Here is a 26773-nt window from a genome sequence, read left to right as displayed (position 1 = left end):
GGGCTGATAGAGATGGCGGAGTGCAGCGTCAGCTACCTCGATCACAATTTATTATATGTAGATAATAAGACGCCGGACGACCACATTTATTTGCAGTCCGCAGCAAAGAAATTCGGCGTGTATGTGTCCAGACCGGGCAACGGCAGAAGATATTATGGGTGAAAATGTGAAGATCCTGGATTCAATTCACGAGCCGGATCAGTACGATATTGATGATTCGATGATTCTTCCGCCGCTGTCTCCGGAGGAAGCTGCGAAGGTGGAGATTGTCCGCGGACCGAACATCAAGTTTCTTCCGGTTCCGGAGCCGCCGCAGGAGACACTGGTTGCTCCTATCAGCTTAAAAGCCCGTGATAATGTATCCACCGATGATATTACACCGGCAAGTGCTGAGTTCAGCAGTATGCGTTCCAATATTCCGCTGATGTCCCAGTATTGCTATCATCGATATGATCCGGAATTTGCAGCTCGCGCAAAAGAAATGGGACAGAGCGTTATCATCGGCGGTGAAAACTATGGACAGGGTTCCTCCCGTGAGCACGCGGCAATCAACCCGATGTACCTGGGCGTTAAGGCAGTCATTGCCAAGAGTATTGCCCGTATCCATAAGGGAAACCTGGTAAACCACGGCGTAATTCCAATGTTATTTGAGGATGGAGCTGATTATGACCGCCTGGAGCAGACAGATGAGCTTCATATCGATAACCTGCGGGAGCAGATTGCAGCACGCCGTGTACAGATTACCGATAAGACAAAAGGATTCTCCTTCTGGGCTAAATTAGAATTGACGGATAAAGAAATCGAAGTTTATCAGCGAAAGCGCAGAAACAAAAATGAGCACCCTAGAATTGAAAGACTCAAAAATCGGCATATGACTTAAAAATAAAATTTGAATGACTCATTTATGAGCACATAAAAGCTCATAAATGAGTCGTTTTTTGCATTCTAAAAAAAATGAGACAAGAACGAGTCATTCCTGGAAGGTTATCAAAAAAATAAATAAAAATTTTAATTCGACAAAAACCTTGTATTTACAAGGAAAACCTCGAATTTTTTGGAAAATAAAAAAGAAAAATATTAAATAAAATCGAAAAACGTAAAAGTTGGCACGGAACTTGCTGTATATATGAGTATCAAGCAAAAGTACCAAGCAAAAAGAAAAATATATTACATGGAGGGAACACATTATGAAAGTTGGCGTATTGAAAGACATCAAAGTAGGCGAGTACCGTGTCATCGCAACCCCGGCAGAGGTAAGCATGCTGGTAGGTGACGGCAATGAGGTTTACGTTCAGAAGGGCGCGGGCGAAGGTTCTGGATTCCCGGATGAGGCATATGTGAAAGAGGGCGCGAAGCTGGTTGATACAAAGGAAGAAATTTATGCAACCTGCGATTTCGTCGCGAAGGTAAAAGAGTTTGAACCGTGCGAGTACAAGCTGCTCCGTGAAAACCAGATCGTATTTACCTGCATCCATCCGGCAGCACATCCGGAGGAGGTACAGGCACTTCTCGACAGCAAGTGTATTGCATTTACCGCAGAAGATTCCCACCGTTACGGTTCACCGAACTGCGAGGCAGCTGGTAAGGCGGGTGCACTTTTTGGTCTGGAATCCCTGCTCTCCATCAACGGCGGCAAGGGCAAATTCGTCAACGGTCTCGGCGGTGCTCCGGGCGTTAAGGCGCTGGTCATTGGAGGCGGCGTGGTAGGACGCGCAGCAATCTCTGTTCTTCATGCGCTGGGCGCGTGGGTAACGGTTATGGATATTAATATCGGAACCCTGCGCGATATCGGAAAACAGTTCAATGAGGAAGTCAACACCCAGATTTCCAACCGTTATAATCTGAAAAAGATTTTACCGGAGATCGATGTCGTATATAATTGTGTTAGATGGCCGAAGGATGCCAAAGAATACATGATCGACCGCGAGATGGTCCGCTCGATGGAGAAAGGTTCCGTTATCGTAGATATCAGCAACGATTATGGTGCAATCGAGACATTCCATGAGACCACCCATGAAAATCCGCGCTATATCGAAGAGGGCGTCGTACATTATTGCGTAAGCAACATTCCGGGCGCAATTTCCCAGTCTACCTCGATCGCATATGCAGCATCCGTACTGCCGCACTTCAGAAGCATCATCAACAATGGCGTGGCGCAGGCGTGTGCAAAGGATGGTTTCCTGCGCCGCAGCTTAACCACCTACAAGGGATACTTAACCCATGAGGAGACAAGTGCCATCCAGGGCAGACCGTGGGTTCGTCCGGAAGACATCTTAGAGATCGCAGATCAGAAACTGGATCTGGCTCCGTCGACAACCAAGAGCCATTCGGATAACTTTATCAAATTAGAGAAGTGATTTTTCAGATAAAGGATATCGGCAGAACGCTTTTCGTGAAACGTATGGGGATACGGATGAAAAGCGCTCTGCCATTTGAGGGGAGAATAGAAGTGCTTCCGGATGGGAAATAGCTGGAGGCGCATTTGATACAGAAGAATAGGAGGGGTATCTGTGAGTGTTACAGACATTTTAGTGGACTTTGCGATCGCATCGTTTTTTATCGCGGTTGGTCAGCTTTTACGTGCAAAAGTGCCGTTGGTACAGAAATTTTTCATTCCGCCAAGTATGATTGCCGGATTTATCGCGCTGGCACTCGGGGCGCAGGGACTGGGAATCCTGCCGTTTTCTGAAAATATTGGTTCTTATGCAAGTGTTCTGATTATCCTGATTTTCGCAGGTGTCGGAATTAATGGATTTTCTTTCAACAAGAAAGATTTTAAAGCGGAAATTGACCGGATTGGTTCTTATTTTTCCTATAAAGTGCTGGCACAGGCGATTCAGTTCTCACTGGCACCGTTGTTTAGTATTTTAGTAATTTCGAAATTATTCCCGAACATTAACTATGGCTTCGGTCTGCTGCTGGCAGCTGGTTTCTCCGGCGGACACGGAACGGCAGCGGCTGTTGGTACCGCGTTTGAGAGACTGGGTGATCTGGATGCAATGGATATCGCGATGACCTGTGCAACTGTTGGTATTTTATCGGGTATCTTTGGCGGTCTGTTCTTCATCAAGCTGGGAACGAAAAAGGGCTGGACCAAATATATGAAAGGCTTCAATCAGATCTCCGATGATCTGCGCTGTGGTCTGGTGCCCAAAAATGAGCGCAAGTCGATGGGCGAGGAAACTATTTCATCCAACGTCCTGGATCCGCTGGCATGGCATCTGGCAGTGATGCTGATCGCATCCGGTATCGGTGTGGGACTCAGCAAGGGAATCTATGCAGCGATCGGTCTGGATCTGCCGAATTACCTGATGGCATTTTTGACCGCGATCGTGATGTTCCTCGTTTTCCGAAAAGTCGGCGTCGGTAATTATATTGATGAAAATGTAGTGGGACGTATCTCCGGTACTGCGACGGATTATCTGGTGTTTTTCGGAATCGCTTCCATCAAACTGGCAGTTATCGTTAAATATGCAGCTCCGCTGGCACTTCTTCTGCTCTGCGGTATTGTAATCGTAGTGGCAACTCTGATGTTCTTTGGTCCGGCGATGAACCGCGGCAGCTGGTTTGAGCGCTCGATCTTCGTATTTGGCTATTCAACGGGCGTTTTTGCGATCGGCTTCATCCTTCTTCGAATCGTTGATCCGGAAAACCGCTCCAAGACGCTGAACGATACTGCATTTGCAGCGCCGTTTACAACTCCGGCAGAGATGTTTGCGTGGTCGATGGGACCGATGATGCTCTTAAATGGCAGCCATTGGAAGTTTATCGGCATCTATTTGGTAATCATGGCAGCATGCATCATCGCAAATATCGTATTTAAATGGTGGTGGCTGAAACTTCCGCTGGATCGCCCAGGTGTGGAGGAGATCGGATAAACTTGTCTTTGCCTGTTTCCTCTGATACACTTGGAACAGGTGTAAACATAACACCGTTGTCAGGCCGGATGAACGCAGATTCAAGTCGAACGTCCGTGAGACTTAGCGCGTGATTCCGGTCAGCGGTGTTTCAGACAGGGGAGAAATGCATGGAGTTTTTAAGACAGTTATTTCATGGAAAAGGATATATTGACGGAATCACGATCATCAACCTGGATGGCGAGATTCTGTTTTCAGCAAAGTTAAATAGTAAATTTTCAAACCGGAAAGAGAGAGAAGCTTACCAGGCGTTGGTGGGACAAAATTTTTTCGATGTATTTGAAAACCTGAACGCTAAGAACAGCAGCATGATCCGGGCGATGGAGGTCGGACTGCCGGTTTACGTGGAAAACCAGCTGCTGCAGACCAAGGGGCAGGAGGGCATCCATATCAGCTCTCTTTCGATTCCGATCAAGAGCGGGCGCGCCGTGGTGGGCGCGATCGATCTGTCGATGGAAGAGATGACAGACGGCGAGGAAGAGCCGGAGAGTGTGGAACTGACTTCGGAACAGATCCCGGTCGGCGGCGCTGGAAAGCTGAAAAAACACAGCGGCGCATCTTTTACGATGGAAGATATCATCGCAGTGGATGAAAAAATGAAAAATGCCAGAGACTATATACCGGTGGTGGCGGCGTGCGATCTGCCGGTTATGATCTATGGGGAAACGGGAACCGGAAAAGAGGTGTTTGCACAGTCGATCCACAATGCCAGTGAACGGAGGGATAAACCGTTTATCGCGCAGAACTGTGCGGCGTTGCCGGATACCTTGCTCGAAAGTATCTTATTTGGAACGTCCAAGGGCGCGTTTACCGGGGCAATGGAAAATAAGGGACTCTTTGAGCTGGCGGACGGCGGAACACTGTTTCTCGACGAGATCAATTCGATGCCTCTGTTTTTGCAGTCAAAGCTTCTGCGGGTTCTGCAGGACGGCAGTTTCCGCAGCCTGGGCGGCAGTGAGACGAAACGCACGAATGTGAAGATCATTGCGGCGACCAATGTGGAACCGCTTGAGGCGATCGAGAAAGGACAGCTTCGGCGCGATATTTATTATCGTCTGAGCATGATGTCGATCCGGATTCCGCCGCTGCGGGAACGGAAGGCAGATATTGGACATTTTGTCAAGTTTTATGTAAACAAACACAATGGCACGTTCCACAAGCAGGTTCAGTATGTGTCAAAGGATCTGCTAAAAAAACTGGAAGAATATGACTGGCCGGGCAATGTCCGGGAGCTGGAACACGTGATCGTTTACGGCATGAGCATGGTGGACGAGACGAGCGCCCTGCTCCAGTATAAAGACATCAAGGGAAAGCTTCTGCTGGAAAAGCAGGCGGACAGGAAAAAGACGCCGGAAAGCCTGGAAGAAGTTCCAAAACTCTGCTCGTCGCTTCGTGAGGCGGTGGCTGCCTATGAGGAAAAACTGATTTGGCAGGCATTGGAGGCGGCGCACGGAAATATATCTGAGGCAGCGCGGATTCTGGATGTGCCGAGGCAGACGCTGCAGAGAAAGGCGAGCCAGCTGCGGGGCGAAAAGGCGAAGGAAAAACAGGAAAAAGAAATCTGAGCGATGGAGGATAGATACGGAAAATTGAGGACGATGCGGGAAGCAGAACCAGCAGAATCAGCCCGGAAAGGATGGAACGCTCAGACAGAATAACAGGAGGAAATGCAGAAATGGAGAAATACATTGGAAAATATTCTGTAAAAGATTTTTTATATCTGATTCTGGGCGCATTTATCTACAGTATCGGCACGCACAGCTTTATTGAGACGGCGAATATTGCGCCTGGCGGTGCGGTCGGCGTGGCACTGATGTTAAACCATGTGACGAACCTGCCGGTCGGACGGCTGACACTGATGGTCAATGTGCCGCTTTTAATACTGGCGTGGTTTCATTTGAGCCGTGCCTTTGCGCTGCGGACGGCGTTTGCGTGCGGAATCTGTTCGGTTGTGCTTGACTACGTGATCGCCCCGGTCTTTCCGGTTTATATGGGCGACCAGCTTATGGGAAGTCTCTACGGTGGCATTCTGGTCGGCGTCGGCATGGCGTTCATCTTTCTGTCCGGTTCGACGACGGGCGGCAGCGATGTGGTCGGCTACCTGCTCCAGAAGAAATATCCGCATGTCTCGATCGGGCGCGCCCTGATGATGATCGATGGAATCATCCTCTCCACCTCGATCTTCGTTTTTGGAAACGTCGATGCGGCACTGTTCGGACTGATTTCCCTGTACGCGCAGACGAAGGTCATCGACATGATCATCTACGGAAATGATGCCGGAAGCGAGGCGTCGATCGTGACGAAATACCCGCAGAAAATCGCAGAACGTGTCATTAAGGAAATTGACCGTACGGTAACGCTGCTTCCGGGCAAGGGCGGCTACAGCGGCGAGGACACGACGGTGGTTTTATGTACCGTCCGCAAAACGGAGTTCAATCGTTTAAAACGCATTATTGCGGAGACGGATGAGAATGCGTTTGTGATTGTGAAGGAAACCTCGGGCATTTTTGGACTTGGGTTTAAGGATGTAGCGGAGGCACAGCAGTAGGAGCCGGGATTAGAATTAGAAAATAGCGGGATATGCCGCGAACAAGGCGAATATAGATATCATAAGAATGCATCAGGAGCGGTGCACTTGAACGAATGGTTTGAAACACACCCGTTTCTAAAACAAATGCGAAGGCGGCTGTCAGTGGAATTGGCAGTCTGCCTTCTTTTATTTTGCGGCGTCTTTCTGGCGGCACGGTATGCGGGGCTGGCATCAGCGGGGGCGGACGCTGTGCTTGGAAAGAAAAAGCCGGTGGTGTTCCTGGACGCCGGGCATGGGGATTTTGATCCGGGAAAGGTGAGTGTGGACGGAAGCCTGGAAAAAGACATCAATCTGGCAATCGCGAAGCGCCTGAAATGGTATCTGGAACAGTCCGATGTAGAGGTCGTGATGAGCCGGGAGGATGACCGGGGACTTTATGATACGTCAACCGGAAGCCGGAAAATGTCCGACATGAAAAACCGCTGCGCCCGCGTCGAGGAATCCGGCGCGGATCTGGTCGTCAGCATCCACCAGAACAGCTACCACCAGGAGGACGTATCTGGCGCGCAGGTATTTTATTACCGGAAGTCAGAGAAGGGGAAACGGCTGGCGGAAATACTGCAGAAGCGCTTCGACTATGCGCTGGGAGACCAGAACCGCAGAAAAGCCAAACCGAATGACAGCTATTATCTCCTGCTCCACGTCAAATGTCCGATTGTCATCGTCGAGTGCGGATTTTTGTCTAACTGGAAAGAGGCGGCACTGCTGAAAACAGAAGAATACCAGGACCGCGTGGCGTATACGCTGCATATGGGGATTATGGAGTATCTGAATGGGCGCTGAAACCTTGAACTGGCGAGGAATCTTGTGTATACTAGGAGTACTTAGCGAGGTATTTTCGAGCTTAGTACGAGTCATGCCGCGCATACTAGGAGTACTTAGCGAGGTATTTTCGAGCTTAGTACGGAAGATAGATTTATTCATTGTGAGATAGTAGAAAGAAGAATCAATATGCAAAACGAAACCAAAAAAGAACTTCACACCCAGATGTGGAAGATAGAAAATCCAAAGGACTTTACGCCGCATGACCGGGAGGTGCTTGAGAAGGCGGCAGCGATCATCCGCGCGGGCGGTCTGGTGGCATTTCCGACGGAAACGGTGTACGGATTGGGGGCGAATGCGCTGGATGAGGCAGCAGCGAAGAAGATTTATGCGGCGAAGGGACGCCCGTCTGACAACCCGCTGATTGCGCATGTGTCCTGTCTGGAGGAGATCGCGCCGCTGGTATCGAATATGCCGGAAAATGGCAAAAAGCTTGCAAAGGCATACTGGCCGGGACCGATGACGATGGTATTTCCTAAGAGCGCGATCGTGCCGTATGGAACGACCGGCGGGCTTGACACGGTGGCAATCCGGATGCCGTCTGATCCGATCGCGGCAGAGTTAATCCGTCTGTCCGGCGTGCCGATCGCGGCTCCGAGTGCGAATACATCGGGACGCCCAAGCCCGACGCGCGCGGATCACGTGCTTCAGGATATGGACGGAAAGATCGATGCGATCATCGACGGCGGTCCGGTTGGAATTGGTCTGGAATCGACGATCGTGGATGTTACGGAGGAAATGCCGATGGTTTTAAGACCGGGTGCGATCACCGTGGAGATGCTGCGTGAAACGGTCGGGAAAGTCGGCATTGATCCGGCGATTTTAGGACCGGTCAGCGCGGATGTGCGCCCGAAAGCACCGGGAATGAAATACCGCCATTATGCACCGAAAGCCGATCTGACACTGGTCGAGGGCGAGACGGAGGCAGTTGTGGAGACGATCAACCGCTTGGCAGGCGAAAAGCTGGCAGAAGGGCGCAAGGTTGGAATTATCTGCACGGACGAGACGAAAGACCGTTACCCGGCGGGGATGCTGGAAAGCATCGGTGCGCGGGCGCGTCAGGAGACTGTTGCACACAACCTGTATGCAGTTCTGCGCGATTTCGACGATCGCGGCGCGGAATATATCTTTTCGGAAGGATTTTCGGAAGACAATTTAGGACGGGCGATTATGAACCGGCTCAATAAGGCGGCTGGCTATCATATTTTGAAGGTGTGAGACGATGCGGTACTTATTGGCGGCGATTAATGCCAAATATATACATTCAAATCTGGGAATTTACAGCCTGAGACGGTATGCGATGGAGCGGCTGGGGCTGGGACAGAAGGATGAGCAGGGTGCGGCTGTTGGAATGGAAATGGTTTCGGAGGCAGCAGAAGGCGAGAATCGAACGAAAACCGTGTCGGAAATCCAGATCGATCTCGGCGAGTACACCATCAACCACCAGATGGATCAGATTCTGCAGGATATTTACCGGAGAAAACCGGATGTGGTGGGATTTTCCTGTTATATCTGGAATATCGTTTACGTGAAGGAACTGATCCACGATTTGAAAAAGGTTCTTCCGCAGGTCCGCATCTGGATGGGAGGTCCGGAGGCTTCGTATGACGCGGTTCACCTGATGGATGAGCTGCCGGAGGTCGAGCTGATCATGCAGGGCGAAGGCGAGGAGACCTTTACGCGGTTGGTGGAGGCGTGCGAGTGCGGGACGGAGGTTTGTTTTTCAGAGCTCCCAGGCATTGTCTTACGCCGTTCGGATGGCACCATCGAGGTCCATCGACCGGCGCCGCTCATGAATCTGGACGACATTCCATTTTCCTACGGAGATTTAAGCGGGCTGGAACACCGCATTATCTACTATGAGAGCAGCCGTGGATGTCCATTTTCCTGTAGTTACTGTCTGTCTTCGATTGACAAAAAAGTGCGGTTCCGCAGCCTTTCGCTGGTAACCAGGGAGCTGCAGTTTTTCCTTGATCGGAAGGTGCCGCAGGTAAAGTTCGTAGACCGGACGTTTAACTGCAAAAAGAGCCATTCGATGGCGATCTGGCAGTATTTGCTGGAACACGATAATGGAATTACCAACTTCCATTTTGAAATTTCATCGGATCTTCTGGATGATGACGAGCTGGCGCTGATGAAACAGATGCGTCCGGGGCTGATTCAGTTGGAAATCGGTGTGCAGACGACGAACCTGATGGTTGTGAAGGAGATTCGGAGGACGATGGATCTGGACAAGGTGGCGCGCCGTGTGGCGCAGGTCAACACCTTTGGCAACATCCATCAGCATCTCGACCTGATTGCGGGGCTTCCGTATGAGGATATCGAGAGCTTTCATCGTTCCTTCAACGATGTATACAAAATGGAGCCGGAACAGCTTCAGCTTGGCTTTCTGAAGGTGCTGAAAGGTTCCTATATGGAAGAAATGAAGCAGAAATACGGTCTGCTCAGCCAGAGCAAGCCGCCGTATGAGGTGCTTAGAACCAACTGGCTTTCCTATGAAGAGGTGATCCGTCTCAAGGGTGTGGAAGAGATGGTCGAGGTCTATTACAACAGCGGACAGTTCCGCCGCACGATGAAATACCTGGTGCAGGAATGGGGCGATGCATTTGATTTGTATGACCGTCTGGCGGCATTTTATGAGGAAGAGGGACTGAATGGAGTGAGCCATAACCGGCTGGCACGGTATGAGATTTTGTATCTGTTTATTCAGAAATGGGGAAACAAAGAAATTTCCTATCAGGATCTTCTCATTTATGACCTCTACCTCCGTGAAAACGTCAAGAGCCGTCCATCTTTTGCCCCGGATCCGTCGGAGTGGAAGAACGAGACGAAGCAGTTTTTCATGCGCGAGGCGAAGGAACGCCGTTATTTGAAGGGCTACGAGGCATACGATTCCAGGCAGATGGCGAAAATGGCGCATTTAGAGCGGATGGAAGACGGAAGCTTTGTGCTGTTTGATTACAAAAACCGGGATGCTCTGTTTGGCAATGCGGCGGCATTTTCCATTTCCCAGGATGAAATACAGTGAGAAATGGGATTTTCCCGAGAAAGACAGGAAAAAGAAATTGCGGATGGCGGCAGTCTGAACATCTGCGAACGAGAAGAAATATAGGACAACCATATTTTAAATTAGATGGATAGTAAACTGTTCAGTAGGTCTGTGCATTTACTGCGCTGACCGTACGAAAACATGGGCCAGCAGGCAAAAATCCCATTGCCGTAGGCAATTTTTAATGGATTTTTGCGCGTGACTGTGAAGGTACTGAACAGTTACGATGGATAAATAAAATGGAAAAAACAGACAATTCTTATATAGCGATTGACCTGGAGACAACAGGGTTAAATCCCAAAACCGAGCGGATCATCGAGATTGGAGCGGCGCGGGTGGAAGATGGAACCGTGGTGCAGACGTATTCGACGTTTGTCAACCCGGAGCGGGAACTGGATGCGCGCATCCGGGAGCTGACGGGAATCTGTGACGATGATTTGAAGGATGCGCCGGTGCTGGATACAGTTTTGCCGGAACTTCTGGAATTCTGCGGGGAGCTGCCGCTTCTGGGGCATCATGTTATCTTTGATTTCAGCTTTCTCAAGCGTGCGGCGGTCAACCGGAAGTATACATTTGAGCACGCGGGGCTTGATACCTTGAAAATCTGCCGCCATTTTATGCCGGAGGAGGAAAAGAAGAATCTGGCAGCCGCGTGCCGGTATTTTTCGGTGGATCCGGGCGAGAGCCATCGGGCGCTTTCGGATGCGCTGGCGGCGCACCATCTGTATCAGGAGCTTAAAAACAGGTATTTTCTGGAAGTGCCGGAGGTGTTTGCACCGCAGCCTTTGATTTACAAGGTAAAACGCGAACAGTCCGCGTCAAAAAAGCAAAAAGAAGTCTTGCGGGAATTACTAAAATATCATAGAATAAATTTATCTGCGCAGATTGATTCGCTTTCGAAAAATGAGATTTCGAGACTTACGGATCAGATTATCGCGCAGCATGGCAGAATGCAGAAGAGGTGAGAGATATGTTTAAATTTTCAAATCAGAAAACACGCCAGATCGTATCAGCGGTTGTTATTATAATCGTAGTAGTAGCGATGGTAGCGGGAACCATTTTGGCAGGTCTTATGATGTAAAGGTTCGGTAGATGATGAAAAAAAGAAATTGGATGGCAGGCGTATGCGGCGCGGCAGTGATTGGACTGCTTATAGTCGGTACGGGCACCGCGTTAGCGGGGACGATTCCCACGGGCTTTCAGGTCGGTGGGTTTGATCTTTCCGGGATGACACGGGAAGAGGCGGATCAGACGATTGAGAAATCGATCGGGGAGATGGAAAATCAGACCATTTCGATCCGGGTAGAAGGTCATGAGGTTCAGACGACGGCGGCGGAGCTGGGATTTTCCTGGGTCAACCAGAACGAGATTGATGAGGAAGTGGAGAAACTTTCCGGCGGAAATCTTCTGCGCCGGTATCTGAATCAGAAGGAATTAGAGCAGTCCGGTGTGGATCTGCAGATTGAGACAGCGGTCGATGAAGCGAAGGTTGCCGAGTTTGTGCAGACCCGGTGCGCGGAATTTACGACAGCGCCGCAGGACGCCGTGATCACGCATGAAAATGGAGTCTTTCAGGTCAGCCAGTCTTCGGCGGGACAGGAAGTGGACATAGATGCGACGACAAAAGCACTGAATGAGGCGCTCGCGGGCGGTCTTTCGGAACCGGTTTCGGTGGATGCAACAGTCAAAAATGCAGAGCCGACCCGCACGACAGAGGCATTATCTACGATTCAGGATGCACTTGGAACATTCAGTACCGGATTCAACCCGGGAAATGTGTCGCGTTCCAAGAATCTGCGGAACGGTGCGGCGAAGATCAACGGCACGGTTCTGATGCCGGGAGAAGAATTTTCGGCTTATACATGGCTGACCCCATTTACGGTGGAAAATGGCTATGCATCGGCAGGTTCCTATGCGAACGGTCAGGTAGTCGATACGGTCGGCGGTGGCGCCTGCCAGATCTGCACGACGCTCTACAATGCAGCGCTTCTGGCGGAGATGGATATCACCCAGCGCCAGAATCATTCGATGATTGTTACTTACGTTCCGGCATCGCAGGATTCGGCGATCGCGGGTACTTATAAGGATCTGAAATTTAAAAATCCATACGATACCCCGATCTATATGGAAGGGGCAGTGAACGGCGGGACTATTTCATTTACGATATATGGAAAAGAGACACGGCCGGCAAACCGGACGATCAAATACGTTTCGGAGACACTGTCGAAGAAGGATCCGGGCGAGCCGATCACAAAGGTGGACGCATCTTTGAAGCCGGGTGCGAGGGTGAAGGAACAGTCGGCGCACTATGGGCTGCAGTCACGGCTCTGGAAATACGTCTACGTGGATGGCGTGGAGACGGAGAAAACCTTGCTGCAGACGGATACCTATATGGCATCGAAGGCAATCTACCGTGTAGGTCCGGCCGTTGCAGCTGCGGCACCGGCGGTTCCGGCTGGACCGCAGCCTGAGGCACCGCAGCCTGAGGCACCGCAGCCTGAGACACCACAGCCGGAAAATCCGGTTCCGGCACCGACGGAAGCACCGGCAGCACAGGAGCCGACCCAGGCACAGCCGCAGGGACCAGCCGGTCCGGCGCAGGAAGCAGCGCCGCCGATGGAGTGATAGCTTATATCGGATCATATATAGTGATGGTATGGGAGCAGAGATTTGTGGTAACATGGCGTGGTAAACGCAGAAAATTACTGTACTTGAATGTGAAGCTGGGAAAGGAATCAGAATGAACATAAAAGATGAAATTTTCGAGGCATACGGGGAGATGAAAGCCGAGCAGGATCTTCTGGCGGTCGGTTACACCGCGCTTCTTGGTACCTCGATGGCGGCAAAAAGCGGCGAGGCGGCGCTTTTGAACCGATTTTCTGCACGGTATGTGAGAGAATGCCAGAATCTCTATGAGAAATGGAATCCGTCTCCGCTTCTGGAGGCATTTGCTGCACATAAAGAGCGGAAAGTGCTGACCCGTCTCGGCGCATCTGCGTGGTATCCAGCGGGCGGGGGCGGCGTCATGGCAGCGCTGTGGCATTTTTTTGATGGATTCGGACTCGGATTTGAGATGGATCTTAGGAAACTTCCGATCCGCCAGGAGACGGTGGAGGTCTGCGAGGTATTTGACCTCAATCCATACCGTTTACAGTCCCAGGGCTGCATTTTGCTGACGGCGTCTAGCGGTCCGAAACTGCTCCAGAATCTGGAGAGAGAGGGCATTCCGGCGGCGCTCATCGGTCGGACGCGCACCGCGATCGGACGCGAGATTTACAGCGGCGAAGTACATAGCTTTCTTGACCGGCCAAAACCGGATGAGATGGATAAAATGAAAGACTTACAAAAATCCCATTAACAGGAGGTAGTAAAGTGAGAGAGAGAATTTTAGCGGTCATTGAAAAAAACAGCCGCATCAGCGTCAAAGAGCTGGCGGATTTACTCGGGGAAAATGAAGCTGCGGTCGCGGCGGAGATCGCCGAAATGGAAAATGAACATATCATCTGCGGTTACCATACCCTGATTAACTGGGATAATACAGATGAGGAGAAGGTCATTGCACTGATCGAGGTAAAGGTAACGCCGCAGCGCGAGATGGGCTTTGACAAGATTGCCGAGAGAATCTATCAGTACAGCGAGGTGACTTCGGTATACCTGATGTCCGGCGGCTATGATTTTACTGTTATGATCGAGGCGAAAACCATGCGTGCAGTTGCACAGTTCGTGGCAGAAAAGCTTTCCACGATCGATTCTGTGCTGAGTACCGCGACCCATTTTATTCTTAAAAAATACAAAGACCATGGTACCGTTCTCTGCGACGGTCCTCAGGATGAAAGGATGTTGATTGTTCCGTGAGAAACCCATTATCAGATACGATTGTAAATATTCCGCCGTCCGGAATCCGGAAGTTTTTTGACGTTGTCAGCGAGATGAAGGGCGCGATCTCCCTGGGCGTGGGCGAACCGGATTTTGATACACCGTGGCATATCCGCGAGGAGGGCATTTATTCGCTGGAAAAAGGACGTACCTTCTATACGTCGAACTCTGGTTTAAAGGAACTGCGTCAGGAGATCTGCCATTATCTGAAACGTCGTCAGCGCCTTGAGTATGATCCGAATACAGAAGTGATGGTAACGGTCGGCGGCAGCGAGGCGATTGATATCGCCCTGCGCGCGATGCTCAATCCGGGCGATGAGGTTCTGATTCCGCAGCCGAGTTACGTTTCCTATGTGCCGTGTACGGTGCTGGCGGGCGGTACGCCGGTCATTATCGAGCTGGAGGAGAAGGATGAGTTCCGTCTGACGCCGGAGAAGCTGCTGGAGAAAATCACACCGAAAACAAAGGTGCTGATTCTTCCATTCCCGAACAATCCAACGGGCGCGATCATGAACCGCACCGATCTGGAGGCGATCGCGAAGGTGATTGAGGAGAAGGATCTGTTTGTGCTGAGTGATGAAATTTATTCCGAGCTGACCTACAGCGGCAAGCACGTTTCCATCGCGGAGATTTCCGGGATGCGTGACCGCACGGTGCTGATCAACGGATTTTCCAAGGCATATGCGATGACCGGGTGGCGTCTCGGCTATGCGGCGGCTCCAGCGCTTATCTTAAAACAGATGCTGAAAATCCATCAGTTTGCGATTATGTGTGCGCCGACCACCAGCCAGTATGCAGCGGTTGACGCCCTGCGGAATGGCGATGAGGACATTGCCCGCATGAAGAAAGCCTACGATGAGCGCCGCCGCTATCTTTTGAGAGAGTTCCGGGTGCTTGGCATGGACTGTTTCGAGCCGTATGGAGCATTTTATATGTTCCCGTGCATCAAACGGTTTGGCATGACCTCGGATGAATTCGCAAACCGCCTGTTACAGGAAGAGAAGCTGGCGCTTGTGCCGGGCACCGCGTTTGGAGACTGCGGCGAGGGCTATCTGCGTGTTTCCTATGCGTATTCGCTGGAGGATCTGCAGAAGGCGATCGAGCGCATTAAGCGGTTTGTGGCACGGCTGGATGGAAAGACAGAAGCGTAGAAATTGCTTTGGCATAAGGATAGAAATCGCTTTGGAATAGGGCAAACTTGCAGGAAGTTTTGCCGGCGGTGATGAAGAGATAGAGATGCAGCGCTGCTGCAATGAAATAGGAAGACCGGAAATGGAGAAGAAAGATGTTAAATATTGTACTCTATGAACCGGAGATGCCGATGAATACAGGAAATATAGGACGAAGCTGCGTGGCAACGAACACGCGGCTTCATCTGATCGAGCCTCTCGGTTTTAAATTGAATGATAAAATGGTAAAAAGAGCGGGTCTTGATTACTGGCCGCATCTGGACGTGACAGTTTACAGCGATTTTAAAGATTTTCTGGAGAAGAATCCGGGCGCGCGCCCGTATATGGCGACCACGAAGACGACGCAGGTGTATACGGACGTTCACTACGATCCGGACTGCTATATCATGTTCGGACCGGAAAGCCGCGGCATCCCGGAAGAACTCCTGATCGAAGACCCGGAGCGCTGCGTCCGCATCCCGATGTGGGGTGAGACGCGCTCTCTGAATTTGTCAAACTCGGTGGCGATCATTCTGTATGAGGCGCTGCGGCAGAATGGGTTTGAGAAGATGAATACGGAGGGGCATCTGCATCACCTCCAATGGAAATAAGGTGGATTCTGTCCCACACGTGCGTCATCAACGTCTCAGATGAAACAGGAATTAATGGCACCAAGTCCCACAGGCACTGATATTTCCGTCGCATTCGGCGTCGGAGTCAGTGCCATTTTTATTGTTGTCCGGCAGGTGGACGCCGCAGGATGGTCCGTTATTTCCGCTCCGGTCAAAGTGAAGCATTCCGTTTAAGAAGTCTTCGACGCGGTCTTTAGGAGCGCCTTTGGCGCCGCCGAGAACCTGGATGCTGGTTTCGCGCAGGGCGATCATCATCGGGATCGGAAGGGCGTCGCAGAGGAGGACGGCAGTATTTTCTTTTTTCAGAAACTCGACCAGCGCGCCGGGATCGTTTGCATAGGTCTGTTTCACGGTTTTGGTGGAAATAATCTCATCGTCAACTACATCAAAAATTAAAAATTCTTTCACCTGAGCCAGGTGGGAGCAGATTTCTCCGTTTTCATAAGGGACTGCAATTTTCATGAGTGACCTCCTTTTTTAGAGATAGTATAGCGCTTAGAATTGAAAAATCAATATAAATGTATATGCTATTTATGAAAAAATATATAATAGACATATATGGAGGTGGCTTGTATGGATGGAGTAAATATTGAGAAGAATGAAAAGAAGGATGCGTTACTGATAGCAATCGAAGAAGGAAGAACGATTGTAAAAGATCCAAATGCACCGAGATATTCCAGTATGGAAGACTTAAAATCGGCATTGGAAGTATAATATCTTTGATAGAAAAAGAGAGCCAGCAGAATACACTTCTGTTGACTCTTTTTTGCAAATATGATTTGAAAAACGGCACACCGCTTAATCAGACTTAACTTCTTTCCACAAACTATTATAAAGCTCGTCCGCCTCATCCCCAAGATACCGGTAAACCTCGCAGTTTTTCAGCTGCTTCGCATCTGGGAAGACGGCTTTGTTGTTCTGGATTTCTTCGTCCAGCATTTCCTTGGCTGCCTTGTTTGGCGTCGCGTAGGTAATGTACTCAAAGTTTTTGACTGCGACATCCGGGCGGCAGAGGAAATTGATCCATTTTTCTGCGTTTTCCTTATTTTTCGCATTTTTCGGAACCACCCAGGAATCGAGCCAGACGTTGGTTCCCTCTTCCGGGATCACGTATTCCAGGGAGAATGGGAGGTTCTGCGCGGCCACCTCATCCTGAATGTACATGATCTCGCCGGAGTAGATGACGCCGATGGCTGCCTCGCCGCCGATCATCTTATCGCGCACCTGATCGATGACGTAAGCCTGTATGAGCGGTTTCTGGTCAATCAGATCCTGCTTTGCCTGCTGGAGTTCGGTTTCATCGGTCGAGTTGGCAGAGAAGCCGTCTTTTTTGAGCGCTACCATGAAGGCGTCGCGGACGCTGTCCTGCATCAGGATCTCGCCTTTATAAGCCGGATTCCAGAGATCGGACCATTTGGTCGGAACCGGAAGTCCTTTTTCTTCGATGAGCTTCGTATTATAGAGAATACCGACGGTTCCCCAGGTGTACGGCACGGAATATTTGTTTTCCGGGTCGAACTGCTTGGACATTTCCATGTACTGCGGGTCAATGTTTTTGACATTTGGAATGTTGTCAAAGTTGAGTTCGGCAAGCAGGTCATTTTCCTTCATTTTCTGAATCATGTAGTCGGATGGGCAGACTGCATCGTAGTTGACGCCGCCGGCTTCTATGACCGGATACATTTCTTCCAGTGTCTCAAATACGTCGTAGGTAACCTTGATTCCGGTTTCCTGTTCAAATTCCTCAATCAGGTCCGGATCAATATATTCGCCTGCATTGTAGACGTACAGTTCGTTTGAATGAGTCGTGGTGTAGCGGCTGTAGGTGCTGACACCAACGACAAGCAGAATCAGCGTGCAGGCAAGTCCCAGAACGCCGTTCTTGATCTGGTTGTTGCGTTTGCGGCGCTTGATGGTCTCTGTGTCAATCACAGTCGCATTGCCGGTGGATTTTTTCTCCGGGGCAAAGTTGGTGATCACCAGGAGCACCAGGACTGCCACGAAAATCAGCGTGGACAGGGCGTACATCGTCGGCTGGATGCCTCGGCGCACCTGGCTGTAGATCAGGGTGGATAAGGTATCCATACCGGCACCTCTTGTAAAGTGCGTAATGATAAAATCATCGAGGGACATCGTAAATGCCATCAAAAAGCCGGAGAGGATACCCGGGACGATGTCCGGAAATACGACCTTGAAGAAAGCATACAGCGGGCTGGCGCCGAGATCCAGAGCTGCTTCGTAGGTGTACCGGTTCGTCTGCTTGAGTTTCGGCATGACACTTAATATCACATATGGAATGTTAAATGTGATATGCGCGATCAGCACGGTTTTAAATCCGAGAGAGATGCCGAACGCGATAAATGCCAGCATCAGGGAGATACCGGTTACGATATCGGAGTTCAGCATCGGGATGTTGTTGATTCCCATGACGATGGTGCGCGGAATCCGTTTCATGCTGTTGATGCCGATGGCGGCGATCGTGCCGATGACGGTCGCGATCAGAGCCGACGCAAACGCGATGAGCAGCGTATTGTTTAAGGCATTCATGATGGCGGAATCCTGGAACATCTGCGTATACCAGTGGGTGGTAAAACCGCCCCAGACGGTTCTCGATTTTGTGTTGTTAAAGGACAAAACGATCATGGTCACGATCGGGATGTATAAAAAGAGCAGGATGAGCGCCAGGTAAAAGTCCTGGAAAAACTGTTTTAAGCGGTTATGTTTCATCAGAACGCATTGCCCTCCCCTTCTTTATCGTATTTGGCGATGAGCGCCATACTCAGTAAAATGAAAATCATCAGAACCAGCGAGAGACCGGAACCTAAGTGCCAGTTGCTTCCCTTGGTGAACTCCTGCTCGATGACATTTCCGATGAGCAGGATCTTGCTGCCGCCTAAGAGACTGGAAATAACGAAGGTTGTCAGCGCCGGGACAAATACCATGGTAATGCCGCTGATGATGCCCGGGATGCTGAGCGGAATCCAGATGTGAATGAGTGTCTGGAAATTGTTTGCACCCAGGTCTTTGGCGGCGTTGATGGTATTGTCGTCGATCTTTGCCAGCACATTATAAATCGGGAGGATCATGAAAGGCAGGAAGTTGTATACCATACCCAGAATGATCGCCCACGGGGTATTGATGATGGCAATATTTGGCAGATGGAGAAAGGAAAGAATGCCGTTGATAACGCCATTTTTCTCCAGGAGCGTCTGCCACGCGAGGGTGCGGAGCAGGAAATTCATCCACATCGGAAGGATGAAGACGAATACCATGAAGCTGCCTGCCCCAATGCCGCGGCGGCGCAGCACCAAAGCCAGCGGATAGGACAAAAGCAGGCAGATGGCGGTCGCAGCCAGAGACAGACCCAGGGATAAGAGCAGCGCCTTCATATGCTCCGGTGTCGTGATGGAACAGACATTTGCCAGTGTAAATGCCCCGCTTTTGGTTGTCAGACCGTAGTATACGATCAGCAGGAGCGGGATGATGGTAAAACCGATCATCCAGAGAATATAAGGACCGGCGAAGAGCCGTTTCACGTTTGATTTCATGCTAAGTCCGACTCCTTTCTATTCATTGACGCCCACAGCTTCCTCGTCCTCTGACGCCGGCTTGTTCATGATCTGGATGTCAAACGGGTCTACATGGATGCCGACCTTCTCGCCGACCGGGAACATATCCGTGCTGTGAACCAGCCATTCATAGCCGTCCGGTGTGGTGACTTCCATCTCATAGTGGACGCCCTTGAAAATCAGGTGGGTGACAATGCCCTGCAGCGTGCCTTCCTCCGGTTTTACGAGGTCGATGTCCTCCGGGCGGATGACAACGTCTACCGGTTGGTTTGTTCCGAATCCTTTATCGACGCAGGCAAATTTCGCACCGAAGATTTCAACCAGCTCGTCGTGGATCATCAGACCGTCCACGATGTTGCTCTCGCCGATGAAGTCGGCAACGAATGCGTTTTCCGGCTCGTTGTAGATCTGTTCCGGGGAACCCATCTGCTGGATATAACCCTGGTTCATGACAACGATGGTATCGGACATCGTCAACGCCTCTTCCTGATCGTGGGTAACATAGATAAAAGTGATGCCTAACTCATTTTTCAGACGGATCAGCTCGTACTGCATGTCCTGGCGCAGTTTTAAATCTAGGGCACCGAGCGGCTCATCGAGAAGCAGGACCTTTGGCTCGTTGACAATCGCACGTGCAATGGCGATACGCTGCTGCTGACCGCCGCTCAAAGAGTCAATGCTGCGGTGCTCAAAGCCGTTTAGGTTTACAAGCTTTAAAGCGTACTTAATTTTGTCATCAATATATGCTTTTGATTTATTCTTAATTTTTAGTCCAAATGCGATATTATCTGCGATGCTCATATGCGGAAACAGTGCGTATTTCTGGAATACGGTGTTTAGCTGGCGCTTGTTTGGCGGAAGTTTGGTGATGTCTTCGCCGCCGAAAATTACTTTTCCTGTATTTGGGGATTCAAATCCGCCGATGATGCGGAGCGTGGTCGTCTTGCCGCAGCCGCTGGGACCTAAGAGCGTTACAAAGGAATTTTCCTTTACTGAAAGGCTCAAGTCATCCAGGACCAGGGTGTCGTCAAAGCGTTTCGAGATATGCTGTAAATCGATTAATGGCTGGCTCATGGGTTTCCTCCGTAAATAGTAAAATAATGTGTAGTATTAGAAACTTGGCGGCGAGCTGACCCAGAGGATCGTCGCGCCGGAGCGGCTTTCAAGGTAATGCGTCTTGTCGCTCGTATAGTAAAAAGATTCGCCCTTTTTGGCTTTGTACGTCCGGTTCCCCAGATGAATCAGGATGCTGCCGGAAAGAACATAGCCAAATTCCTCACCCTCATGCGGGCTGTCCGGATAGGTGGAGCCGCCGGCACTGAGTGTCAGGCGGATCGGTTCCATCGTGTTCTTCTGGGCGTTCGGGATGATCCACTGAATCTCATTTTTCAGTTCCGGATCTTCCTTGATAAAATAGTCGTTTTTTTCAAATACAATCTGTTCTTCCGGAGCCTCGTTGAAAAACTCCCCTATGGTTGTGCCGAGACACTGGAGAATATCCATCAAAGTAGCGATGGACGGGGAGGTCAGATCGCGCTCTACCTGGGAGATAAATCCCTTCGAAAGCTCTGCGCGGTCAGCCAGCTCTTCCTGCGTCAGACCCTTTAAAATTCGCAGTTCCTTTAATTTTCCTCCTATACTCAACAGAGGGAACCTCCTTTCCTGGTTTCATAGGAAATTGCGTCCTATGAAACAAAAAACGCTCCGCGAGGATGCGCTAGGGCACATTCTTTTTTATAAAAACCGGGTGGGAAAACCATCCGTCCGGCGTTTTTTAGAAACATGCAAAAGTAAGATGAAAGTTTAGAAATTCTAAAATGAATGTAAAATTAATCTTTTTGTTTAGAAATAATAAACTTGCTTCCGAGTATCTATTATACAGAATGTGGGGAAGGTGTCAAGGAAAAAAACGGGAAAATCCGGGGGTTCTCAAATTGTGTGAAAAAAGGGTGCAAAAATGGCGGTATGATGATAAAATAGGGGCAGATAATTTGATAGAAACCGTTATAACGGTTCTGGGGGATCAAAGGAGGAACATTTCATGCAGGATAAATATATGGCATATGTGGGTTCTTACTCATACAACGGTCAGGCAAAGGGAATTACCGTGTATGATGTGGATGAAAAAAAGGGAAAATTTATCTACCGGTGCGAGGTGGAAGTGGACAACTCTTCCTATTTAACTGTTTCACATGACGGGCGGATGCTCTATTCCATCGCGGACGAGGGCGTTGTGGCGTTCCGGATTCTGGAAAATGGCGCACTCAGCCGTGTGAACAGCGCAAATATCAAGGCGATGCGCGGCTGCCATATCGCGACCGATGCGGAGGACAAGTTTATCTTTGTATCCGGCTATCATGACGGCAAGGAGACGGTGGTCCGCCTGAAACCGGACGGTTCTATCGGGGAAGTGACCGACGGCGTTTACCACAAGGGACTTGGAAGCGTGGCAGAGCGCACGTTCCGCCCGCATGTGAGCTGTGCGGAGCGCACGCCGGATGGCAGATTCCTGCTGGTAGCCGATCTGGGAATTGACCAGGTCAAGATTTACAGGTTTGATGGCGAGAAGGGAACCCTTTCATTGGTGGACGCGATCCGCTGTGATTTGGAATCTGGTCCGAGACATTTCATGTTCAGCAAGGATGGAAAATTCTTGTATTTGATGTATGAAATCAAAAATGTGATTGATGTATACACGTATGAAACGGGCGATCGTGTACCGAAGATCGAGAAGATCCAGACGATTCCATCGACCGCACCGGAGCGCACCAGCCAGCTGACTGCAGCGTGCACGATCCGGATGTCCGAGGACGAGACACATCTGTTCTGCAGCAATGCGGGCGATAATTCAGTCAGTGTCTACGAGCGCGATGCACAGACGGGGCTTTTGAAGCTGCTCTGCTGTCTGCCGATCAGTGGAGATTACCCGAAGGATATTGCGATTTTCCCGGATGGAAACCATCTGGCGTCGATCAACCACGGCAGTAACAGCATTTCTTTCTTCCAGGTGGAATATAAGGAGAAACTGCTGGTGATGAGCGGACGCAGTATTTCGGTGAATGAGCCGAACTGCTGTGTGATTACAAAGGTACCTACGAGAGGAAAGAAAGCAGACTAAATGGCAGAAGGAGTTAATAGCGAGAATGGCAGGATCAACATACGGAAAAATACTGACAATGACAACGTGGGGCGAATCCCACGGTGCAGGCGTGGGCGTGGTCGTAGATGGCTGTCCGGCGGGGCTTGCGCTTTGTGAGGAAGACGTTCAGCGTTATCTGGACCGCCGCAAACCGGGGCAGAGCCGTTTTACGACGAAGCGCAGCGAGAGCGATACGGTGGAGATCCTGTCAGGCGTTTTTGAAGGGCGGACGACGGGCACGCCGATCTCGATGCTGGTGCGGAACCAGGATCAGCATTCGAAGGATTACAGTGAGATCGCCAGTTATTACCGTCCCGGACATGCAGATTATACCTTCGATGAAAAATACGGTTTCCGGGATTACCGGGGCGGCGGACGTTCTTCGGGACGCGAGACGATCGGACGCGTGGCAGCAGGCGCTATCGCGGCAAAGCTGCTGGAATCCTTGAACATTCGGGTAAAAGCATACACGAAAGCGATCGGACCGGTGGAAGTGGCGCCGGATCGGTTTGATCTGGCAGAATGTGAAAAGAATAAGCTGTATATGCCGGATGCTGCCGCAGCCGCAGAGGCAGAGCAGTATCTGGAAAGGAAGATGGCGGAGAAAGATTCTGCTGGCGGTATCGTGGAATGCGTGATTGCCGGTCTTCCGGCAGGGCTTGGTGAACCGGTTTTTGATAAATTTAATGCGAACCTGGCAAAGGTAATCTGCTCGATCGGTGCCGTTAAAGGCTTCGAGATCGGAGAGGGTTTCCATGCGGCGCAGATGGCAGGAAGCGAGAACAACGACGCATTTGTCATGGAGCCGGATGGAAGCGTCGGCAAGGCGACGAACCATGCAGGCGGCATTTTAGGCGGTATGACGGATGGAAGCGAAGTTGTGTTCCGTGCGGCATTTAAACCGACCCCGTCGATTGCCGCAGAGCAGAGAACTGTCAATAAGAGCGGCGAGGAGATCGGCATCAGCATCAAGGGACGCCATGATCCGATCATTGTGCCGAGAGCGGTTGTCGTGGTTGAGACGATGGCGGCATTTGCGGCGGCGGATATGCTGCTGGGCGGCATGACGGCGAGGCTGGATCGGATTCAGGAGTTTTACCGGAAGTAAGGGAATACAAATAAAAATTTTGGAAAAGCTGCGGCGGGCTCAGCCTGTTTGGTCCGCGGCTTTTTCTGGCATTAAATCAGGAGGCAGCAGGATGAGTGCAACAGGAATTTCAAAAGAAATAGAGACGGCAGGACAGTTAGAGGAGCTACGCCAGGAGGTACGGATTGCCGCAGAGGAACTTCTCAGTGCGGCAAATATGAAGCCGGGACAGATTTTGGTGGTCGGATGCTCGTCCAGCGAGATTGCATCGCATAAGATCGGTTCCTATTCCAGTGCCGAGATCGGAAAAGCGGTGTTTGAGGAGCTGTATGCAGTTACCAAGTCGCAGGGGCTTTATCTGGCGGCACAGTGCTGTGAACATCTGAACCGGGCGCTGATTGTGGAAGAAGAAGCGGCGGAAAAATATGGTCTGGAGATGGTAAACGTCGTGCCGCAGCTAAAAGCAGGCGGTTCCTTTGCAACGGCAGCCTATGCGGGATTTGAACATCCGACAGCCGTAGAGCGGATTCAGGCACACGCGGGCATCGATATTGGAGACACTTTCATCGGTATGCACCTGCGCCCGGTTGCAGTTCCGGTGCGTACCTCGATCCGTGCGATCGGCGGCGCCCATGTGACGTGTGCGAGAACGAGGCTGAAATATATTGGCGGAGAGCGGGCGCATTATCTGGATGCGAAATAAAGAAAATGAGGAGTAAAAAAAAACGTGGAAATCAGGAAAAATGATGAATTTGAACTGACAATCGAAGATATGAGCGAAGATGGAGCCGGGATCGGAAAGCAGGACGGCTATATCTGGTTTGTAAAAGATGCCGTGATCGGGGATCGGATCCGGGCGCGGGCGATGAAAATGAAGAAAAATTACGGCTTTGCCCGTCTGATGGAGGTGCTGGAAGCATCCAAAGACCGCGTGATGCCGGAATGCCCGGTCGCAAGACAGTGCGGCGGCTGCCAGCTTCAGATGATGAGTTATGAGGCGCAGCTTCATTTTAAGGAGCGCAAGGTCTACAATAACCTGCGCCGGATCGGCGGGATGGAGAATCTGCGGCTGCCGGAGCAGGCAGATGAAGTGAGTGTGCCTGAGAATGTATCTGAAAGAAATACATCCGAAAGGATGGAGACAACCGATGCGGGGGTGAAAGCAGAGAACGTGTCGGGGAAAAGTGCCGGGGAAGGTGTGGATAAAACTATCACCATGGAGCCGATCCTGGGGATGGAGTACCCGTGGCGCTACCGCAACAAGGCACAGTTTCCGTTTGGGCGCGATAAGGATGGAAGAATCATTGCTGGATTTTACGCGGGACGCACCCACCATATTGTGGAAGCGGAGGATTGCCTGCTGGGTGTCGAAGAAAATGCGGTAATTCTGGATATTATCAAGAAAATCATGGAAGAATACCAGATTGCGCCATATGACGAGGAGACGCACAAGGGTCTGATTCGCCATGCATTGATTCGGAAGGGATTTTCAAACGGCGAGCTGATGGTCTGTCTCGTCATCAATGGAAAGAAGCTGCCGCACGCGGATATTTTTGTGGAACGCTTAAAAGAAGTCCCTGGCATGACCAGTATTTCCTACAACATCAATCAGGAAAAAACAAACGTGATTCTTGGTGCGGAGCTTGTAAATTTATACGGACCTGGCTATATCACAGATAAAATCGGAAATGTATCGTACCAGATTTCGCCGCTTTCTTTCTATCAGGTCAATCCGGTGCAGACGGAAAAACTCTATGGAACGGCGCTGGAATACGCGGGGCTGACCGGTGGGGAGACTGTATGGGATCTGTACTGCGGAATCGGAACCATTTCCCTGTTTCTGGCGCAGAAAGCGAAGAAAGTGTACGGTGTAGAGATCGTCCCTCCGGCGATCGAGGATGCCCGCCGGAACGCGGCATTAAATGGCATGGAAAATGTCGAGTTTTTCGTCGGAAAAGCTGAAGAGGTACTTCCAAGGGAGTATGAGAAAAATCAGGTCTATGCTGATGTCATCGTCGTCGATCCGCCGCGCAAAGGCTGTGACAGCGTCTGCCTCGACACGATCGTCCGGATGCAGCCAAAGCGGGTAGTCTATGTCAGTTGCGATTCCGCCACATTGGCGCGCGATGTGAAGTATCTGGATGAAAGAGGATACGCGGTGGAGCGCGTGAGATGCTGTGATATGTTCGGGATGAGCGGGCATGTGGAGACGGTAGCTCTTTTGTCCCAACATTGAGACAAGAGTACTTGTCTCGATGAACGCGGCAGTCGGCAAATCGAGATGCAAGCATCTCGGCTTGCCTCGTTGCTCGCGCAAAAACCAGATGACACGATAGAGATCGATTTAGACTTGGATGAGCTGGATGCAACCAGTGCAGAGCCGAAAGCGACCTATCAGGAAATCAAAGATTATATGCTGAAAGAATTTGGCTTGAAGGTTTCAAATTTATATATTTCTCAAATCAAAAGGAAATGTGGAATCGAAGTAGGAGAGAACTATAATCTGCCAAGTAGGACGAAAAATCCTGTTTGTTCAGCTTTTGTGTTTATAAGGGGTCAAAGAAGAAGCAAATTACAATTCTATAGCAAGTGATCTTTTCTAAGTTTTGGAAGGCTGGTTTTTCCGTCATAGCTAGTTAAGATTGAGTATATCTATCATAACACGAACATATATTTGATTTAAGAAAATGCGGATATTTTTAAAGTGATTGTGTCAATTTACAATCAATTTCTATTCAATGTGGTTTTCAGGCAGGTTCTGTAAAATAAGCTCAGATCAAACAATAACGGGAGGAGCTTATGCAACAGAATATTGAATTTGAGCGGTGCATTGATTTTCTGGTACGGATGATTGATAAGTACGGCGAAGAAGTCCTCCGGGAGTTGGAGGAAGAAAAACAGAATAAGGAAGAAAAAGAAGCGG

The 26773-nt window shown here is 50.3% G+C and carries 26 protein-coding genes; 21 read left to right on the top strand and 5 right to left on the bottom strand.

Going from position 1 to position 26773, the window contains the following annotated elements:
- Positions 1-12 precede the first annotated feature (12 nt).
- The 15 genes from PUQ60_RS04715 to trmL all read left to right on the top strand — a co-directional run bounded on the left by PUQ60_RS04715 (position 13) and on the right by trmL (position 16034).
- Complete coding sequence (locus tag PUQ60_RS04715) at positions 13-162, top strand: hypothetical protein (protein WP_273379470.1); 150 nt, start codon at positions 13-15, stop codon at positions 160-162.
- Positions 155-880, top strand: coding sequence for a hypothetical protein (locus tag PUQ60_RS04710; protein WP_273379469.1), 726 nt, complete (start codon positions 155-157; stop codon positions 878-880). The genes PUQ60_RS04715 and PUQ60_RS04710 overlap by 8 nt, the downstream gene beginning before the upstream one ends.
- Positions 881-1187: 307 nt before the next feature.
- Positions 1188-2357, top strand: a complete 1170-nt coding sequence (locus PUQ60_RS04705) for an alanine dehydrogenase (RefSeq protein ID WP_273379468.1) — start codon at positions 1188-1190, stop codon at positions 2355-2357.
- Between the two features lie 153 nt (positions 2358-2510).
- Positions 2511-3878: a sodium/glutamate symporter gene (locus PUQ60_RS04700; RefSeq protein ID WP_273379466.1), complete on the top strand. Its 1368-nt coding sequence runs from the start codon at positions 2511-2513 to the stop codon at positions 3876-3878.
- A 149-nt stretch (positions 3879-4027) separates the two neighbouring features.
- A complete protein-coding gene (locus PUQ60_RS04695; protein WP_118293786.1) occupies positions 4028-5482 on the top strand; it encodes a sigma 54-interacting transcriptional regulator in 1455 nt (484 codons plus the stop codon).
- A 110-nt stretch (positions 5483-5592) separates the two neighbouring features.
- Positions 5593-6465 (top strand): YitT family protein, encoded by an 873-nt coding sequence (locus PUQ60_RS04690; RefSeq protein WP_107001826.1) that lies wholly within the window; start codon positions 5593-5595, stop codon positions 6463-6465.
- 87 nt (positions 6466-6552) lie between these two features.
- Positions 6553-7290: an N-acetylmuramoyl-L-alanine amidase gene (locus PUQ60_RS04685; RefSeq protein ID WP_337505672.1), complete on the top strand. Its 738-nt coding sequence runs from the start codon at positions 6553-6555 to the stop codon at positions 7288-7290.
- A 204-nt stretch (positions 7291-7494) separates the two neighbouring features.
- Entirely contained in the window at positions 7495-8547 is a 1053-nt protein-coding gene (locus tag PUQ60_RS04680) for an L-threonylcarbamoyladenylate synthase (RefSeq protein ID WP_273379516.1), read from the top strand.
- 4 nt (positions 8548-8551) lie between these two features.
- Positions 8552-10357 carry a B12-binding domain-containing radical SAM protein gene (locus PUQ60_RS04675; protein WP_273379458.1) on the top strand — a complete coding sequence of 602 codons (1806 nt, stop codon included), beginning with the start codon at positions 8552-8554 and terminating at the stop codon, positions 10355-10357.
- A 260-nt stretch (positions 10358-10617) separates the two neighbouring features.
- Positions 10618-11343 (top strand): 3'-5' exonuclease, encoded by a 726-nt coding sequence (locus PUQ60_RS04670; protein WP_273380705.1) that lies wholly within the window; start codon positions 10618-10620, stop codon positions 11341-11343.
- A gap of 127 nt (positions 11344-11470) precedes the next feature.
- On the top strand, positions 11471-13003 hold the full coding sequence (locus tag PUQ60_RS04665) for a VanW family protein (protein WP_273380707.1): 1533 nt from the start codon (positions 11471-11473) through the stop codon (positions 13001-13003).
- 115 nt (positions 13004-13118) lie between these two features.
- The gene (locus PUQ60_RS04660) at positions 13119-13736 is read left to right on the top strand and encodes an AIR synthase-related protein (protein ID WP_273380709.1); all 618 of its coding nucleotides are present in this window, start codon (positions 13119-13121) and stop codon (positions 13734-13736) included.
- A gap of 14 nt (positions 13737-13750) precedes the next feature.
- Positions 13751-14233: an Lrp/AsnC family transcriptional regulator gene (locus PUQ60_RS04655; protein WP_022358850.1), complete on the top strand. Its 483-nt coding sequence runs from the start codon at positions 13751-13753 to the stop codon at positions 14231-14233.
- Positions 14230-15405: an aminotransferase class I/II-fold pyridoxal phosphate-dependent enzyme gene (locus PUQ60_RS04650; protein ID WP_273380711.1), complete on the top strand. Its 1176-nt coding sequence runs from the start codon at positions 14230-14232 to the stop codon at positions 15403-15405. Before PUQ60_RS04655 ends, PUQ60_RS04650 begins: the two co-directional genes overlap by 4 nt.
- 134 nt (positions 15406-15539) lie before the next feature.
- Positions 15540-16034: a tRNA (uridine(34)/cytosine(34)/5-carboxymethylaminomethyluridine(34)-2'-O)-methyltransferase TrmL gene (gene trmL, locus PUQ60_RS04645; protein ID WP_022358848.1), complete on the top strand. Its 495-nt coding sequence runs from the start codon at positions 15540-15542 to the stop codon at positions 16032-16034.
- Between the two features lie 51 nt (positions 16035-16085).
- Here trmL and PUQ60_RS04640 read toward each other — a convergent pair whose 3' ends face one another.
- The gene (locus PUQ60_RS04640; protein WP_118469322.1) at positions 16086-16517 is read right to left on the bottom strand and encodes a NifB/NifX family molybdenum-iron cluster-binding protein; all 432 of its coding nucleotides are present in this window, start codon (positions 16515-16517) and stop codon (positions 16086-16088) included.
- A 111-nt stretch (positions 16518-16628) separates the two neighbouring features.
- Between PUQ60_RS04640 and PUQ60_RS04635 the strand changes: the two genes are divergently transcribed.
- Positions 16629-16769 (top strand): hypothetical protein, encoded by a 141-nt coding sequence (locus PUQ60_RS04635; RefSeq protein WP_273380714.1) that lies wholly within the window; start codon positions 16629-16631, stop codon positions 16767-16769.
- Positions 16770-16853: 84 nt separating this feature from the next.
- Here PUQ60_RS04635 and PUQ60_RS04630 read toward each other — a convergent pair whose 3' ends face one another.
- From PUQ60_RS04630 to PUQ60_RS04615, 4 genes are read right to left on the bottom strand one after another with little or no spacing between them, the layout of a single operon-like run.
- Positions 16854-18782, bottom strand: a complete 1929-nt coding sequence (locus tag PUQ60_RS04630) for an extracellular solute-binding protein (RefSeq protein ID WP_273380716.1) — start codon at positions 18780-18782, stop codon at positions 16854-16856.
- Positions 18782-19603, bottom strand: coding sequence for an ABC transporter permease (locus tag PUQ60_RS04625; RefSeq protein WP_022358845.1), 822 nt, complete (start codon positions 19601-19603; stop codon positions 18782-18784). The genes PUQ60_RS04630 and PUQ60_RS04625 overlap by 1 nt, the downstream gene beginning before the upstream one ends.
- A gap of 18 nt (positions 19604-19621) precedes the next feature.
- The gene (gene potA, locus PUQ60_RS04620; protein WP_107001835.1) at positions 19622-20698 is read right to left on the bottom strand and encodes a spermidine/putrescine ABC transporter ATP-binding protein; all 1077 of its coding nucleotides are present in this window, start codon (positions 20696-20698) and stop codon (positions 19622-19624) included.
- 36 nt (positions 20699-20734) lie between these two features.
- Positions 20735-21268, bottom strand: a complete 534-nt coding sequence (locus PUQ60_RS04615) for a helix-turn-helix domain-containing protein (RefSeq protein ID WP_273380719.1) — start codon at positions 21266-21268, stop codon at positions 20735-20737.
- A 397-nt stretch (positions 21269-21665) separates the two neighbouring features.
- Here PUQ60_RS04615 and PUQ60_RS04610 point away from each other — a divergent pair, with 397 nt between their 5' ends.
- From PUQ60_RS04610 to PUQ60_RS04590, 5 genes are all read left to right on the top strand, one after another.
- Positions 21666-22742 (top strand): lactonase family protein, encoded by a 1077-nt coding sequence (locus PUQ60_RS04610; protein WP_022358842.1) that lies wholly within the window; start codon positions 21666-21668, stop codon positions 22740-22742.
- Between the two features lie 25 nt (positions 22743-22767).
- Positions 22768-23871: a chorismate synthase gene (gene aroC / locus PUQ60_RS04605; RefSeq protein WP_273380722.1), complete on the top strand. Its 1104-nt coding sequence runs from the start codon at positions 22768-22770 to the stop codon at positions 23869-23871.
- A 91-nt stretch (positions 23872-23962) separates the two neighbouring features.
- The gene (locus PUQ60_RS04600) at positions 23963-24553 is read left to right on the top strand and encodes a TIGR01440 family protein (protein WP_022358840.1); all 591 of its coding nucleotides are present in this window, start codon (positions 23963-23965) and stop codon (positions 24551-24553) included.
- A 30-nt stretch (positions 24554-24583) separates the two neighbouring features.
- The gene (rlmD, locus tag PUQ60_RS04595; protein ID WP_273380724.1) at positions 24584-26086 is read left to right on the top strand and encodes a 23S rRNA (uracil(1939)-C(5))-methyltransferase RlmD; all 1503 of its coding nucleotides are present in this window, start codon (positions 24584-24586) and stop codon (positions 26084-26086) included.
- Between the two features lie 114 nt (positions 26087-26200).
- Positions 26201-26443: a hypothetical protein gene (locus PUQ60_RS04590; protein WP_273400786.1), complete on the top strand. Its 243-nt coding sequence runs from the start codon at positions 26201-26203 to the stop codon at positions 26441-26443.
- The last annotated feature ends 330 nt before the right edge of the window (positions 26444-26773 follow it).

This window comes from Clostridium sp. AF02-29, from assembly GCF_934835585.1.
Taxonomy (GTDB): domain Bacteria; phylum Bacillota; class Clostridia; order Lachnospirales; family Lachnospiraceae; genus Otoolea; species Otoolea fessa.
Note: the sequence above shows the minus strand (reverse complement) of the source record. Positions and strands in the feature narration are given on the sequence as shown.